This window comes from Bradyrhizobium sp. LA6.1, from assembly GCF_040547805.1.
GTDB lineage: Bacteria > Pseudomonadota > Alphaproteobacteria > Rhizobiales > Xanthobacteraceae > Bradyrhizobium > Bradyrhizobium barranii.
In genome coordinates this window covers 411,160-424,744 of record NZ_JBEPQK010000004.1, presented here as the reverse complement: position 1 = coordinate 424,744, position 13,585 = coordinate 411,160, and the positions used below count along the sequence as shown (strand labels likewise).

15 protein-coding genes are annotated in these 13,585 nt (G+C 64.2%); 4 read left to right on the top strand and 11 right to left on the bottom strand.

Features of this window, described 5'->3' with window-relative positions:
- Positions 1-72 precede the first annotated feature (72 nt).
- A complete protein-coding gene (locus tag ABIB99_RS12565; protein ID WP_354175982.1) occupies positions 73-1,518 on the bottom strand; it encodes a TAXI family TRAP transporter solute-binding subunit in 1,446 nt (481 codons plus the stop codon).
- A gap of 403 nt (positions 1,519-1,921) precedes the next feature.
- On the opposite strand from ABIB99_RS12565, the gene ABIB99_RS12560 reads away from it, so the two are divergent.
- A complete protein-coding gene (locus ABIB99_RS12560) occupies positions 1,922-2,269 on the top strand; it encodes a DUF3307 domain-containing protein (RefSeq protein ID WP_038933545.1) in 348 nt (115 codons plus the stop codon).
- Positions 2,270-2,648: 379 nt separating this feature from the next.
- The gene (locus ABIB99_RS12555; protein ID WP_028148857.1) at positions 2,649-3,062 is read left to right on the top strand and encodes a hypothetical protein; all 414 of its coding nucleotides are present in this window, start codon (positions 2,649-2,651) and stop codon (positions 3,060-3,062) included.
- Here ABIB99_RS12555 and ABIB99_RS12550 read toward each other — a convergent pair.
- Complete coding sequence (locus ABIB99_RS12550) at positions 3,059-3,382, bottom strand: YkgJ family cysteine cluster protein (protein WP_028148856.1); 324 nt, start codon at positions 3,380-3,382, stop codon at positions 3,059-3,061. The two genes, ABIB99_RS12555 and ABIB99_RS12550, sit on opposite strands and share 4 nt — an antisense overlap.
- Before the next feature lie 5 nt (positions 3,383-3,387).
- Positions 3,388-4,086: a helix-turn-helix transcriptional regulator gene (locus ABIB99_RS12545; RefSeq protein WP_135214676.1), complete on the bottom strand. Its 699-nt coding sequence runs from the start codon at positions 4,084-4,086 to the stop codon at positions 3,388-3,390.
- Positions 4,087-4,199: 113 nt separating this feature from the next.
- Here ABIB99_RS12545 and ABIB99_RS12540 point away from each other — a divergent pair, with 113 nt between their 5' ends.
- Together ABIB99_RS12540 and ABIB99_RS12535 are read left to right on the top strand one after the other, a co-directional pair.
- Positions 4,200-4,472 (top strand): hypothetical protein, encoded by a 273-nt coding sequence (locus ABIB99_RS12540; protein ID WP_354175980.1) that lies wholly within the window; start codon positions 4,200-4,202, stop codon positions 4,470-4,472.
- Between the two features lie 68 nt (positions 4,473-4,540).
- Positions 4,541-5,269: a glutathione S-transferase family protein gene (locus ABIB99_RS12535; protein ID WP_354175979.1), complete on the top strand. Its 729-nt coding sequence runs from the start codon at positions 4,541-4,543 to the stop codon at positions 5,267-5,269.
- A 215-nt stretch (positions 5,270-5,484) separates the two neighbouring features.
- On the opposite strand, the gene ABIB99_RS12530 is transcribed toward ABIB99_RS12535, so the two are convergent.
- From ABIB99_RS12530 to ABIB99_RS12495, 8 genes are all read right to left on the bottom strand, one after another.
- The gene (locus ABIB99_RS12530; RefSeq protein WP_028151958.1) at positions 5,485-6,636 is read right to left on the bottom strand and encodes an ABC transporter substrate-binding protein; all 1,152 of its coding nucleotides are present in this window, start codon (positions 6,634-6,636) and stop codon (positions 5,485-5,487) included.
- Between the two features lie 90 nt (positions 6,637-6,726).
- Positions 6,727-7,146 (bottom strand): acyl-CoA thioesterase, encoded by a 420-nt coding sequence (locus tag ABIB99_RS12525; protein WP_085403547.1) that lies wholly within the window; start codon positions 7,144-7,146, stop codon positions 6,727-6,729.
- Between the two features lie 25 nt (positions 7,147-7,171).
- The gene (locus ABIB99_RS12520; protein ID WP_038933541.1) at positions 7,172-7,933 is read right to left on the bottom strand and encodes a 3-hydroxyacyl-CoA dehydrogenase; all 762 of its coding nucleotides are present in this window, start codon (positions 7,931-7,933) and stop codon (positions 7,172-7,174) included.
- A gap of 25 nt (positions 7,934-7,958) precedes the next feature.
- The gene (locus tag ABIB99_RS12515) at positions 7,959-9,842 is read right to left on the bottom strand and encodes a feruloyl-CoA synthase (protein WP_354175977.1); all 1,884 of its coding nucleotides are present in this window, start codon (positions 9,840-9,842) and stop codon (positions 7,959-7,961) included.
- Positions 9,839-10,648, bottom strand: a complete 810-nt coding sequence (locus ABIB99_RS12510; protein ID WP_071916743.1) for a crotonase/enoyl-CoA hydratase family protein — start codon at positions 10,646-10,648, stop codon at positions 9,839-9,841. The genes ABIB99_RS12515 and ABIB99_RS12510 overlap by 4 nt, the downstream gene beginning before the upstream one ends.
- Before the next feature lie 260 nt (positions 10,649-10,908).
- Complete coding sequence (locus ABIB99_RS12505; RefSeq protein WP_354175976.1) at positions 10,909-11,370, bottom strand: DUF3237 domain-containing protein; 462 nt, start codon at positions 11,368-11,370, stop codon at positions 10,909-10,911.
- A gap of 211 nt (positions 11,371-11,581) precedes the next feature.
- On the bottom strand, positions 11,582-12,901 hold the full coding sequence (locus ABIB99_RS12500) for a TRAP transporter large permease (RefSeq protein ID WP_071916741.1): 1,320 nt from the start codon (positions 12,899-12,901) through the stop codon (positions 11,582-11,584).
- Between the two features lie 2 nt (positions 12,902-12,903).
- Positions 12,904-13,413: a TRAP transporter small permease gene (locus tag ABIB99_RS12495; protein WP_014498282.1), complete on the bottom strand. Its 510-nt coding sequence runs from the start codon at positions 13,411-13,413 to the stop codon at positions 12,904-12,906.
- Positions 13,414-13,585 lie beyond the last annotated feature (172 nt).

Sequence of the window (13,585 nt, the reverse complement as noted above, 5' to 3'; positions counted from 1 at the left end):
GGGGGACGGTTCCCGGTTTCAGCCCGGGGATTCGCGGCAAGGCGCCGCTGCGAGACCCGTCAAATCGATAGGTCAGGCACTCTGAGCTGTCTTCACCACGACGATCTTGCTCTCGTCCTGCTGGGGAGGGGCCGTATCCTGGGCGACCTTGTCGGCCTCGCCGCAGTGGCGTTTGAGATAGTCGCGGCGCATGCCGATCTCGTCGCGGACGAACTCGTAGCCGAGCTTGAAGGTGTCGAGCCCGTCGGTACTGATCGTGCCGTCCCTGAGACCTATGACCGCGCCGCGCAGAATGCCCTCCAGCTCGTCCTGGAGACATTCGAGCTGGTCCAGCGAATGCGCGTGCTCGATGCGTTCGCCGATGTCGAGGACGGCGGTGGAAAGCTCGCCAGCCTTCTCCGGCGCGATGCGGGTGATCTTGGCGTAGATCGCGGCGAAGATCGAGCCGATCACGCTGAGCGCGGCGGCGCCCAGATACATCAGGTCGCTGTACTTATCCATGAACGACTTGGTGTCGTCGTTGATGTAGTCGGCCGCCCCCTGATGCGCCATCACGTAGGCATCCTTCTCGACGGAGGCCGGCTCGATTCGGCTGGCGAAGCCATTGTCGAGCCCGAGCGCGGATTTGTTCTCATAGACGACGCGCGCGAGCTCGCCCGCCGTGCTCGCCGACATCCTGGATTGCGCGACCAGCAGCCATTCGAGCCCGATCGTGTCGAGGTCGTCGTCGGGAATTTCCGGCGACGCAGACAGCGTGCCCGCAGTCAGCGTTTCGCTGGAAATGCCGGGAATCTTGCGCGCCAGCGCCTTGGCCTCGTCGATCGCGTTCAGCGTGAAGCCGCCGCGCTTGGCGACCTGCTCATAGGCCTTGTCCCGCACCGCCCTGGAGGCATGGACGATGGCGATCACCGCACCAAAGCCGCTCGCCGGCGCGAACAGCTTGTCGAGCGTTGCACCCTGCGGCGCCATCTGGATCTTCGCGGCGTCCGGACCGTCGGGGATGTCGAGGATGCTACGGACGAAGGCGAGCGAGAATTCGTTCTCGGCGAGGACCGCAACTTTCTTCTTCTTCAAATCGGCGAGCGATTTGATCTTCTTGTTGCCGGGACCGAGCAGCAGCACCAGATCGTGCTCGAGGATCGCGAGCGTGCGCGCCCGCAGCGGCACCTTGGCGTCGGTGCGAAGGACGGCGAGGTCGGCCTGCTTGCGGTCGAATTGTGCGAGCGCCTTGGCATTGTCTGCGTTGTTGACGATCTTGATCCGGAAGCGCGAGGCGTTGTTCTTCAGCAAGGTGGCGAGCTTGGCGGCGAACAGCGCTTCGTCGCTGTTGGGGGTGCCGACGGCAAAGGTCAGCGTCTCCGAATTGTGCAGCATGGCGCGGCCGCCCCAGACGGTGGCGAGCGACAGCAGCAGGGTCAGCACGACGTAGAGAAGGACCTGCTGCTGATTGGTCTTGATCACCTTGGGGCGCCGCGGCGGCGGTTCGGTCGGTGACGAGGTTGGGCCTTCAGTACTCATGGCAGCACTCCGGCCCTATTCCTGAGTGGCGGACGGCTCGCGGATGCGATCGCGGCGGGCGCCCTGCAATTCCTAAACGTCTGAAAAAAGAACGATATTCTCTGCCGACAATGATAGCGCGCCGGTACCGGAATGCAAAATTCGAGCCGGAGGTAACCTTACTCGATCTGGCCGCGGCGATTGGTCATCCTATCACCAGTTAGCCACAGTTGGCGATTTTCCAGTTCCCCCCGGCTGCATTCCGTCGCGGGAGATGTCATAAATCACACGTCCCGGCGATTTGACCGGTCCAAAAAGAAGTTGCGCTGAACGCTCCGGTCTTTCTTGTCACGTCAATGAGGGCGTCAGCTTGTCGTTTCCACCCATGTCATCGGCGGTTCCGGTCGAAGCGCTCATTGGCTGGATGTTGCTGCTCACCTTCAAGCACATCATCGCCGATTTCGTGCTCCAGACCGCCTGGATGGCGCACGGCAAGGACCAGAAGCACGGCTGGGCTTTGCCGCTTCTGGTGCATTGCCTGATTCACCTCGCGGTTGCGCTGCCGCTGATCCTGTTGGTGGCGCCGCGATTCTGGTTCGTCGCGTTCATCGACTTCGCGATCCACATCACCATCGACCGCGCCAAGGGGTTCGTCTCCGCCAATTTCGGTGTCGACCTGGCGCATCCCTGGTTCTGGACCCTGATCGGCGTCGACCAGGCCCTGCATCATTTGACTGGCTTTGGCCTTTCCATCTTCATGGCGGCGAACTGAGGCCGGCGGGCCCGCGGATAGTCGTCGATCGGCATTCACAAGAGGTCGTCATGCCCGGGCTTGTCCCGCCTGCGCGGCCGAAGCCGCTTCGGCGCGGCGAAGGCCCAGGCATCCACGTTCTTCATGCCGCGTGGCCAGCCGTGGATGGCCGGGACAAAGGCGAGCGGAAGCGACGCCGTCCTTCGGACGGCTATGCCCGGCGATGACGCCGTGGAGGCATTGGCGTCCCGACTTATCGGCTCAGATGTGGTGGCCCGACCCCCATTCGGTCGCCTCCGATTCGCGACCAGGGCGCAAGGACCCCGGGTGACTACCGGGCGGCGTGGTTAACCTTTCATTAGAGAATTGCGCTGCATCTTCGGCAACGAGGAGAACCGCAATGTTTTCAAGCCGCGACGCATATGAAAGCGATTTCTGCCCGGTCCGCGATGAGCTCCTTGGCGAGATGTATCGCGCCAGCGAGAGTGGCCTGCCGAGGCTGGTTGAGAGTGTTTCCCCTGACGCGCGCGCCAGGCTGGCGCTGTTCTGCTATCGCCGCAGCCATCTGCACTCGCTTGCGGTCGCAATCGCAGCCAGCTGCAACGAGCGTGACCTGATCGACAATGGCGGCCGCGTCGGCTCGACGCTCTACGCGCTGTCGCGCGAAAGCACGGTCAAATCGTCGCCGTCACTGTCGGGGGGCCGCAAGCCGATCACGCTGTCGACCAAGCCGCTCTCGGTGCTTGCACCGCTTGAGGACGGGTTCGACGACGAGGTCAGCGAAGCCGTTCCAGCTGTAGCCGTTCCGGCCTAAGCGACCTCGATTACCGGCAGTCCGAATTTCCGCCGCGCCATCGCGCATTCGGCGTCTCCCGGCATGCAGGTGCGGCACACCTCCGGCCGCACCTCGTAGATGCCGCAGGCCGTCTGCTTTCCGATCTCCCCCCGCAACGCCGAACAGCGATCGCCCTCGCAGCGCATGCCGGATTGGCGCGCGTTGACGAGCGTCTCGGGAATTGCGGCAAGCTCCTCGTCGCTCTCGATCGAGAAGCGCGGCCAGTTCTCCGAATAGCCACAGCAGGCGCCGCAGCTCTGGCACCAGCTCGACAGATCGACGGGGGAGGTCTCTTCCATCGCGCTCACGTGTCCTTTGGCGGGCCCCAGACCAGGCTCTGCCGCCATCTTGCGCGCAGCACGTCGCGCCGCTCCGGATATTTATCGTCGAGATAGTTCGCATCCACGACGCGATCGGTGCGGAAGCTGCGGAAGTCGCCGCGCAGCTCGCACCAGGCCGCAAGCAGGCGCACGGCTTCGAGATAGCCGACCGAGATCGGCCAGATCATGCGCTCGCTGGGGCGGCCCTGCTCGTCGCGATAGCGCAGCATGATCTTCTTGCCTTCGTGGATCTGGGTGCGCGTGCGCGCCATGTCGAGGCGATCCGGCTCCCTGTTCCAGCTCGGCCGCGCGCGGCTTGCCGGCTCCAGCACGAAGGGACGCAAGCGCTCAGGCACGGTGTCGGCGATCTTGGCCATCAAATCTTCGGCCGCGCGTGCCAGCGCGGAATCGGCATGGCCCGCGACCCATTGCGCGCCCAGCACCGCGGCCTCGATCTCGTCGGGTGTCAGCATCAAGGGTGGCAGGTCGAAACCCTTCTCCAGGATGTAGCCCATGCCGGCTTCGCCGCGGATCGGCACGCGCTGGCCGATCAAGGTTGCGATGTCGCGATAGATGGTGCGCTTCGAGGTCTCGAGCTCGGCCGCGATCGCGTCCGCGGTCAGCGGCTTACGCGTGCGCCTCAGCACCTGGATGATCTGAAACAGCCGGTCGGCGCGTCTCATGGCAATTCTCTTATCGGGTGACGGATCAGAAAATGGCGCGCTGCTGCTGACAGGATGTTGGCAGCAGGGGGTGTCTATACCGGGACAACACATCGACTGAAGAGGATTTGTCCATGATCATTCCAACCCATTTCGGCCCGGCGATTCCGATGTTGCGGGCACAGGTCTGGTCCGCCTGGGCGCTCGGCCGCCTCGTTTCGCTCGATCTCATGGCCGTCCACCTCCGATTTGCTCTCGCAAGCGTGATGGCACGCTTGCTGACCCAGGCTGCGGACGCGCTGGCCCGCCATGTCGTTCGTAGTGTCATGGCCCGCGCCTGGCGGGGGGCCCGTTTCGCAGAAGATATCACGGCTGCTGCCACCATGGTGGCAGCAGCCGGTCACTAGGTTCCCTCAAAGTTTCGCAAGTCCAAATTTCGCAAGCCCAAATTTCGCAGGTCCAGGAGAGAGTTCGCATGATCACGCTTTATGGCTTTGGCGCCGGCTTCGGCCTGCCGGAAATCAGCCCCTTCGTCACCAAGACCGAGGTGCAGCTCAAGATGGCGGGACTGCCCTACCGGAAGGAGCGGGCGATGCCGCCGGCCTCGCCCAAGGGGCAGCTGCCGTTCATCGACGACGGCGGCGAGGCGGTGGCCGATTCCACCTTCATTCGCGCCCATATCGAGCGCCGCTATGGCTTCGATTTCGACGCCGGGCTGTCGCTCTCCGAGCGCGCGCAGGCCTGGGCGTTCGAGCGCATGATCGAGCATCACGTCTACTGGGCGCTGGTCGGGGCGCGCTGGGTCGATCCGGTCAACTTCGCCAAGGGGCCCTCGCATTTCTTCGACGGCGCGCCGGAGCACAATCGCGAAAAGTTGCGCGAGGATGCGCAATTTCGTGTCGCCGAGAACTATCTGCTCTCCGGCCTCGGCCGCCACGCGCCGGATGACGACGTCGATCTCGCGGTGCGTTCGCTGTTTGCGCTCTCGGTCCAGCTCGGCGACAAGTCCTATCTGATGGGCAACAAGCCCTGCGGTGTCGATGCCACCGCCTTCGGCGCGCTCGCCGGAATCCTGACGCCCTTCTTCGAATCCGGCCTGCGTCAGCGCGCCGAGGGATTTGCGAACCTCACCGCTTATGTCGACCGCATGATGGACGATTATTATCCGGAGTTCGCCTGGACCCCGCTGCGGCAGGCGGCTTAGCGCTCGCAAGACCGTAGTTCTCGAGGCGCTGAACTCTCCACACCGTCATGGCCGGGCTTGTCCCGGCCATCCACGCCTTGCGGTACGGTGCAAAGAACGTGGATGCCCGGGACAAGCCCGGGCATGACGACCTCGGTAGGCAATTCGCCCCAGAAGAAAAACAAAAGAGCCGGCCATCAGGCCGGCTCTCGTCGTCTCAGAACTTTCGCCGCGCCTTACCTCACGAGCGTGTACTTGCCGTTCTTCACCGTGAGCAGGATGCGCGAGCGCTCGTCGAGGCCGTAGCGGTCCTTTTCGGTGAAGTTGTAGACGCCCTGGCTCGCTGCCAGCTCCTTCTCCGACAGCAGCGCCTGACGGATCGCTTCGCGGAATTCCGGCGTGCCGGGTTTTGCGGTTTTCAGCGCCGTCGGAATGATGCGCTTGAGGATCTCGAACGCATCATAGGAATGACCGGCGAACTGGCTGCGGCTGTTCGGGCCGTACTTGGCCTCATAGGCGGTGTTGAGCGCGAGGCCCGGCTTCTTGGTGGCGGCCTCGTCGGGCTGGTCCTCGGGGTCCATGACGGGACCGGAGGCCATCAGCACGCCTTCCGCTGCTTTGCCGGCGATGCGGATGAAGTCCATGCTGGCGGCGCCATGGGTCTGGTAGATCAGGCCCTGATAGCCGCGCTCGCGCAGTTCGGTCTGCGGCAGCGCGGCCGCGGTACCGGAAGCGCCGACCAGGATCGCATCGGGGTTGGCGGCGACAAGCTTTAGCACCTGTCCGGTCACTGACGTATCAGGGCGGGCGAAGCGCTCCTCATCGGCGATGGTGATGCCCATCGGCACGGCCTGGGCCTTCAGGTCGTTGAACCAGAGGTCGCCATAGGAGTCGGAATAGCCGATATAGCCGACGGTCTTCACGCCCTTCGACTTCATGTGGTCGTACAGCACCTTGCCCACGATCGGGATCGGCTGCGGCATCGCCACCGACCACTTCATGCGCTCAGGCGTGATCGGGAACGGCGCCAGGCCGAAATGCGGAATGCCGGCCTCGTTGGCGACGTTGGAGACGGCGATGGTCGGCGGCGTCAGCGCCGAGCCCATGATGATGTCGGCCTTGGATTCGGTCACGAAGCGGCGGGCGTTGGTGGTCGCCGTGGTGGGATCGCCGCCGTCGTCGAGCACGATCACCTTCAGCGGCACGCCGCCGATCTCCTTCGGCACGAATTCCAGCGCGTTGCGCTCGGGAATGCCGAGCGCCGCGCCCGGGCCGGTCGTGGTGGTGGTGATGCCGATGGTGATTTCGCTGGTCTGGGCCAGCGCAGGCAGAGCCGGCAGGGCAAGCGTCGCCGCGGCGATGGCGGCGGTCAGGTAAAAGCGTTTCATCTATTCCTCCCTTGACGTGTTTCTTTGAAAGCAGAAATCGGGGGGTAATTCAGCCCCCTCTTTTGGTGATGCGGCGATTTAGCTCCAGACCTAGCTCCCCGTGAATTTGGCTACCATTTCCGCCGGAAACGGTGCCGATTTCAGCTTGTCGGGGTTAACGGGATCGCGGCGGACCAGGACGCGGGTCTCAAAACCCTCGATCGCCAGCGCCTCGCCCTTGTAGACGTTGTGCTTCACCTCGAAGCTCGAGCGCTTGATGCTCTCGATCTTCGTTTCGATGGTGATCCAGTCGCCATAGGTCGAGGGGATGTAGAACTTGGACCGCGTGTCGACCATGGGGATGCCCACCAGGCCGTATTTGCGGACCAAATCCTGCTTGGAGAATCCGGCGACCTCGAACAGGGTCGACGTCGAATCGTCGAACATCGCGAAATAGCGCGGGTAATAGACGATGTTGGCGGGGTCGCAGTCGCCCCACTGGATCTGGACGTCGCGCCGGTTCACGAACATGCGATGACCCTGCTTTCGTTGCGCCTTACTTCGGCGCCATGCGCAGCGAGCCGTCGAGGCGCACCACTTCGCCGTTCAGGTACGAGTTCTCGACCATGTGCAGCGCGAGCGCGGCGAACTCGTCGGCGTGGCCGAGCCGGCGCGGGAACGGGATCGCGGCGGCGAGCGAGTCCTGGGCTTCCTGCGGCAGGTTGGCCAGCAGCGGCGTCAGGAACAGGCCGGGCGCGATGGTCAGCACGCGGACGCCGAACTGCGCGAGCTCGCGCGCGATCGGCAGCGTCATGCCGACGATGCCGCCCTTGGAGGCCGAATAGGCCGACTGGCCGATCTGGCCGTCATAGGCGGCAACGGACGCCGTATTGATGATAACGCCGCGCTCGCCGGTCGCCTGCGGCTCGAGCTTGGACATCTCGGTCGCGGCGAGGCGCAGCATGTTGAAGGTGCCGATGAGGTTGACCTTGATCACCTTGTCGAAATCGGCAAGCGCCATCGGCCCGTCGCGGCCGACCACGCGCTTGGCGACGCCGATGCCGGCGCAATTGACCAGCACGCGCGCGGGTCCATGCGCCTTGGTCGCCTGCGTGATCGCAGCTTCAGCCGAGGCGGCATCGGAGACGTCGCAGGTCACGGCAACGCCCTTGAGCTCGGCGGCGACGGTCTCCGCGAGCTTGGCATTGAGGTCGAACACCGCGACCTTGGCGCCCTGCGCCGCCAGCTTTCGCGCGGTCGCCGCGCCCAGTCCCGATGCACCGCCGGTAACGATGACTGCCTGATCCTTCAACAACATGGCGTTCTCCTTTGGCGATGGTTTCTTAGCCGACCGATATCACACGGTCCGATGGATTGGCAGCGTAGAGCTCCTCGATCAGCGCGTCGCGATGTTCCAGCACCGCGCGCTGGTTGATCGAGCCCTTGTCGGTGACTTCACCCTTGTCGATCGAAAGCGGCGTATCCAGCAGGATCGCGCGCGTGATCCGCGTCGAGGAACCGGTGGCCGAAGCCAGAAAGCGCGTCAGGCGCTCGTGGAAGGCTTCACGCACCAGCCGGTCCCGGGCGGTGACGGTGAGATCGTCGGCCGGCAGCGTCGGGTTGATCAGCCGGCAGCCGTCGAGATCGAGCAGCACCAGCGCGGAGATTTCGTCGCGGTTGATGCCGGCGATGACGACGTCGCGCACCAGCGGCGCGCAGGCCGCGACGAAGCGCGCACGCAGCGGGCCGACGCTGACCCAGGTTCCGCTGCCGAGCTTGAAGTCTTCGCTGACGCGGCCGTCGAAATCGAAGCCGGCGTTGAGATCGTCGGGATCGACGGGCTTGAGCGCGTCGCCCATCTTGTAGAATCCTTCCTCGTCGAAGGATTTTGCGGTGATGTCGGGCTGGCGCCAATAGCCGGGCATCACGTTCGGCCCCTTGGCGCGCACTTCCATCTTGCCGTTGTTCGGCACCAGCTTGGCGTCATTGCCCGACACGGGCAGCCCGACATGGCCGGAACGGCTGGTGCGCGGATTGACCGACATGAAGAACGGCGCGGTCTCGGTGGCGCCAAGGCCGGTCAGCATCGGCACGCGGTAGCCCTTCTCCTTCACCGCGAGCTCGTCGAGGCTGTTCCAGACGAACGGCGACAGCGCGGCGCCCGAGAAGAACATCGCGTGCAGCCGGTCGAAGAACTTTGCGCGCAGGCCCTGGTCGTCGCGCAAATACGGCAGCAGCGATTCATAGCCCTTGGGAACGTTGAAATAGACCGTCGGCGAAATCTCCTGGAGATTGCGCACGGTCTCCTCGATGCCGCCCGGCACCGGCTTGCCGGCGTCGAGATACATCGAGCCGCCATTGTAGAGCGTCAGCCCGATATTGTGGTTGCCGCCAAAGGTATGATTCCAGGGCAGCCAGTCGATGATGACCGGCGGCTCGTCCTTGAGGAAGGCGAGCGTCTCGCGCAGCATCACCTGGTTGGCGCAGATCATGCACTGGGTGTTGATGACGGCCTTGGGGTTGCCGGTCGAGCCCGACGTCAGCAAAAACTTCGCGATCGTGTCGGGGCCGATTTTGTCGTGTATCGCGTCGAGATCGCCGTGGAGCGGCGTCGCCATGAGGTCGGCGAGCAGGGTGACGTTGCGGCCCGGCACGCTGCCCCAGGACGCGGCGATCTCGGTGCCATCAGAGACATTGGCGGTGAGCGCGTCCGCGAACTTGCCGGCGTCCTCGGCGAAGACGAGGCCGGGCGTCAGCAGCTTCATCAGGTAAGAGAGCTTGCCGTAATCCTTCGACACCAGCGAATAGGCCGGCGACACCGGGCAGAACGGAATTCCGGCATAGAACGCGCCGAACGCGAGCAGCGCGTGGTCGATCGAATTGCCTGAGAGGATGACGACCGGCCGCTCCGCCGACAGACCGCGCGCAATCAGGCCGGAGGCAATGTGCCGGCTCGCGGCGAGCAGCTCGGCGTAAGTGATCTTGCGCCAGCCGCGGCCGCCTTCGCGCTCGGCCATGAAGACGCGGTCCGGCGTCGTCGTCGCCCAATGATGCAGGCGGTCGGTGAGGCGGACCGGATAGTCGCCGAGCGGCTGTTTGGGCCGCAGGTAAATCGTGCCGTCGTCGCGCCGCTCGATGTTGACGACGGGATCGCCGAACGAAATGGGCCGCAGCGGGGAAGTGCTCGCGCCGCGCTCCATGCTGGAAGAGGACGGCTGTCCGCTCATGACTTCGGCTTCACCTTTGCGGTCTTGTGTTCGAGGAATTCGCGGATCCTGCGTTTTGCCTCTTTGTCGCTCTGCGCAACCGTTGCCATCAGCGATTCCATCAACAGGCCGGCCTGCGGATTGGCCTCCGCGATCATCGGCAGTGCCTGGAGCACGGCGAAGTTCGTCAGCGGCGCGTTGGAGGCGACTTTGGTTGCAAGCTCCAGCGCCTTGCCGAGCCCGTTGCCGGCCTCCGTCACATATTGCGTAAAGCCGTAGGAGGCGCCTTCGGTCGCGCTGTAGACGCGGCCGGTCAGCATCATGTCCATCATCCTGGCAACGCCGATCAGCCGCGGCAGCCGCACCGAGCCGCCGCCGCCGACGAAGATGCCGCGCTGCCCTTCCGGCAGGGCGAAATAGGTCGAGGGCTCGGCGACGCGGATATGGGCGGCGCAGGCAAGCTCCAGCCCGCCGCCGATCACCGCGCCCCGGAGCGCAGCGATCACGGGCACGCGGCTGTACTGGATGCGGTCGAACACCCGGTGCCACATCTGGGAATGGAGGAGGCCGCCCGTGGCGTCGTGGTCCTGAAGCTCGGAGAGGTCGAGGCCGGAGGAGAAATGATCGCCGATGCCGTGGATGACGACCGCGCCGATATCCTCGGGCAGGGAGGCAAAGCACTCGCCGATTTCGAGGATAATGCCGTCATTGAGCGCATTGCGCTTGGCCGGCCGGTTCAGGCCCACGGTCAGAACCCGGTCCGCCCGCTCGATCCTCAAAAGCCCGGAGGCGCCCGCGTTAGCGGTCTCGGCGTTTCCCTGTGTCATTTGCGTCCTTGTCAGAATAGTTATGTTGTATAACGAATTCTGGGGGAGTCAAGGAGGGACGGTGCGGTCCCTGAGGATGTAGCAAGTCAGGTGGGTAAGATCCCTACCCCAAACCCGGTGTCGTCCCTGCGCAGGCAGGGACCCATAACCCTAGGGAGTTGTTTGGCGAAGACTCGCCGTTCGGTACTCCTGCCGATCGCAATTGATAGATCACGCGGTATGGGTCCCTGCTTTCGCAGGGACGACGGCGGAGTGTGTGGTCACACCACCTGATGCACGTCGATCACCACGCGATCCGCATGGCGTGCGGCTGAGCCGACAAAAACGTGCTGCATCAGCCAGCGATATTTTTCGTGCCCCGTCTCGAATTTCGGGACCGTGCGAAAGTAAATCAGCTTCGGATCGACCGGCTCACCACGCTTGAGCTTCTGCAGCAGCTCGACCGGGCCGAAGCGCATGCCCTTGTTCTCGACATAGACGATGGCGCCGTCATCCGTTTCGAAGGCGTATTTGGCTTCGAGATCGATCAGCTCGTTGGGACGGATGGTCTGGAAGTCGGCGCCGAACGGCAGCACCTTGCCGGTGATCGCGCCCGTCACCTCGCCGCCGATAATCGGGATGATGCGGCGGACGCCGATGCCGGTCTCGCCGGCCGTGATGACGTCGCCGATTTTTGCGGTGACGGTGAAGACGTATTTGGTCTCGAGCGCCGGTGTGGTCATCGCTTCTCTCCGATCTATTGCGCCAAGCGCAGTGCTCTTCCTTCTCCCCTTGTGGGAGAAGGTGGCGCGAAGCGCCGGATGAGGGGTTGTCTCCGCAAACGCAGGTGTGCGGGCGGAGAGATACCCCTCACCCGTCTCGCCGCTATCGCGACGAGCCACCCTCTCCCACAAGGGGAGAGGGGACAACAGCGCGTCGCGCCGTAGGCGTTCACTAGTGCGCCATCATCCGTGTCGGCAGCCAGGTTGCCAGCAGCGGGAACGCGATCAAAATCACCAGCCGCACCAGATCCGTCGCCACGAACGGGATCACGCCCTTGAAGATCGTGGAGAAGGAAACGTCCTTCACCACGCTTTTTATGACGAAGACGTTCATCCCGACCGGCGGGTGGATCAGGCCGAGCTCGACGGTCATCACGATGATGACGCCGAACCAGATCGGATCAAACCCGAGATGCGTGATCACGGGGAAGATGATCGGCACGGTGAGGATGATCATCGCCATGGCGTCCATCAGGCAGCCGAGCACGAGATACATCACCATGATCAGCGCCAGCACGCCGTAGGGGCCGAGGCCGAGACCGGTGAGGAATTCGGTGACCTTCTGCGGCGTCTGCGTCACCGTGAGGAAGTAGCCGAAGATCAGCGCGCCGATCAGCACGGTGAACACCGCGGCCGCGGTGCGCGTCGCCTGCAGCAGCGAGGCCAGGATCTTCTCGCGGTCGAGCCGCCCGGTGACAACGCCGATGATGAAGGCGCCCGCGGCGCCGACGCCGCCGGCTTCGGTCGGCGTGAAGCGTGGCAGGAAGGGCAGGCCGTAGAGGCCGCCGATCACGAAGACGAACAGCAAGACCGGCGCCCAGATGTCCTTCAGGCCCGCAAAGCGCTCGCGCCACGGCAGCACCTTGCCCTTGGGCAGGAAGTCCGGGCGGAAATGACCGATCAGGAAGATCGTGATCATGTACATGGTCATCGCCAGGAGGCCCGGGATGATGCCGGCGATGAAGAGCTTTCCGATGTCCTGCTCGGTGATGATGCCGTAGACCGCGAGCACGGTGGACGGCGGCAGCATCGCGCCCAGCGTGCCGCCGGCGGCGATCACGCCTGTGGCGAACGACTGCGGATAGCCGAAGCGGCGCATCTCGGGGTAGGCGACGGCGGAGAAGGTCGCAGCGGTCGCGACGGAGGAGCCGCAGATCGCGGCAAAGCCGCCGCAGGCGCCGACGGTGGCGATGCCGAGCCCGCCGCGCAGATGCCCGACGAAGCCGTTGGCGGCGCGGAACAGCTCGCGGCTCATGCCGGAATTGCTGACGAAGGAGCCCATCAGCAGGAACATCGGGATGACGCCGAAGGTGTAGTCGGTGACCGTGCGCATCGAGGTCTGGCCGACCAGCTTCAGCGCCGCCGTCCCGTTGACGAGATAGGCGAAGCCGGTCACGCCGACGAGGCCCATGGCCATGCCGACGGGCACGCGCAGCAGCATCAGGACGAACAGGGAAACGAAGCCGATTAAGGCGACGGCATCGGTGCTCATGATTACTCCGTCGCCTTCAATTTGGGATCGTGCATGTCTTCGGGATGGAAGATCAGGCGGTAGGTGCGGATCGCGATCAGCAGCACGGCCGCGGCATCACCGATCCACGCGACCGCGAAGAACGGCCAGGTCGGCATGTGCATGTCGAAGGTCTGGACGTTGTCGTTGTAGGTGCCGCGCACCTTGTCGAACAGCGTCCAGGTCTGCACGGTGACGACGAACAGCAGCACCAGCGTTGCGAACACGTCGATCCAGCGCTGATAGCGCGGCCCAACATTGCCCCAGACAAGGTCGACCGTGATGTGGGTGCCGCGATAGGACGTCGCCGCGATGCCCCAGAAGATGAGAATGCCGAGCAGCATGCGGCCGATATCGAACGAATCGGGGATCGAGTAGTTCAGCGTGTTGCGCAGCAGCACCGACAGGAAGATGTCGAGCGCGACGATGCCGACGAAGCCAGCCGCGATCCATTCGATCGTGTCGATGATGCGGTCCATCCAGGAGCGCTTCATGGGAGGTGTCACGTCGTGTGCTGTCATTGTTTGATCTCGGTCTCGCCGCGCACTTCACCTCGCCCCGCTTGCGGGGAGAGGTCGAATTCGAGCGTCGCTCGGTGAGAGGACTCTCCGCGAATCGAGCTGTCACCGTCTCTGCGGAAGCAGCCCCTCACCCCAACCCTCTCCC

Excerpts from the sequence above, each read along its gene's own strand:
- ABIB99_RS12530 (WP_028151958.1), bottom strand. The coding sequence starts at position 6,636 with ATGAAACGCTTTTACCTGACCGCCGCCATCGCCGCGGCGACGCTTGCC.
- ABIB99_RS12565 (WP_354175982.1), bottom strand. The coding sequence starts at position 1,518 with ATGAGTACTGAAGGCCCAACCTCGTCACCGACCGAACCGCCGCCGCGG.
- ABIB99_RS12495 (WP_014498282.1), bottom strand. The coding sequence starts at position 13,413 with ATGAAGCGCTCCTGGATGGACCGCATCATCGACACGATCGAATGGATC.
- ABIB99_RS12500 (WP_071916741.1), bottom strand. The coding sequence starts at position 12,901 with ATGAGCACCGATGCCGTCGCCTTAATCGGCTTCGTTTCCCTGTTCGTC.
- ABIB99_RS12535 (WP_354175979.1), top strand. The coding sequence starts at position 4,541 with ATGATCACGCTTTATGGCTTTGGCGCCGGCTTCGGCCTGCCGGAAATC.
- ABIB99_RS12510 (WP_071916743.1), bottom strand. The coding sequence starts at position 10,648 with ATGACACAGGGAAACGCCGAGACCGCTAACGCGGGCGCCTCCGGGCTT.
- ABIB99_RS12540 (WP_354175980.1), top strand. The coding sequence starts at position 4,200 with ATGATCATTCCAACCCATTTCGGCCCGGCGATTCCGATGTTGCGGGCA.
- ABIB99_RS12545 (WP_135214676.1), bottom strand. The coding sequence starts at position 4,086 with ATGAGACGCGCCGACCGGCTGTTTCAGATCATCCAGGTGCTGAGGCGC.
- ABIB99_RS12525 (WP_085403547.1), bottom strand. The coding sequence starts at position 7,146 with ATGTTCGTGAACCGGCGCGACGTCCAGATCCAGTGGGGCGACTGCGAC.
- ABIB99_RS12550 (WP_028148856.1), bottom strand. The coding sequence starts at position 3,382 with ATGGAAGAGACCTCCCCCGTCGATCTGTCGAGCTGGTGCCAGAGCTGC.
- ABIB99_RS12555 (WP_028148857.1), top strand. The coding sequence starts at position 2,649 with ATGTTTTCAAGCCGCGACGCATATGAAAGCGATTTCTGCCCGGTCCGC.
- ABIB99_RS12505 (WP_354175976.1), bottom strand. The coding sequence starts at position 11,370 with ATGACCACACCGGCGCTCGAGACCAAATACGTCTTCACCGTCACCGCA.
- ABIB99_RS12520 (WP_038933541.1), bottom strand. The coding sequence starts at position 7,933 with ATGTTGTTGAAGGATCAGGCAGTCATCGTTACCGGCGGTGCATCGGGA.
- ABIB99_RS12515 (WP_354175977.1), bottom strand. The coding sequence starts at position 9,842 with ATGAGCGGACAGCCGTCCTCTTCCAGCATGGAGCGCGGCGCGAGCACT.
- ABIB99_RS12560 (WP_038933545.1), top strand. The coding sequence starts at position 1,922 with ATGTTGCTGCTCACCTTCAAGCACATCATCGCCGATTTCGTGCTCCAG.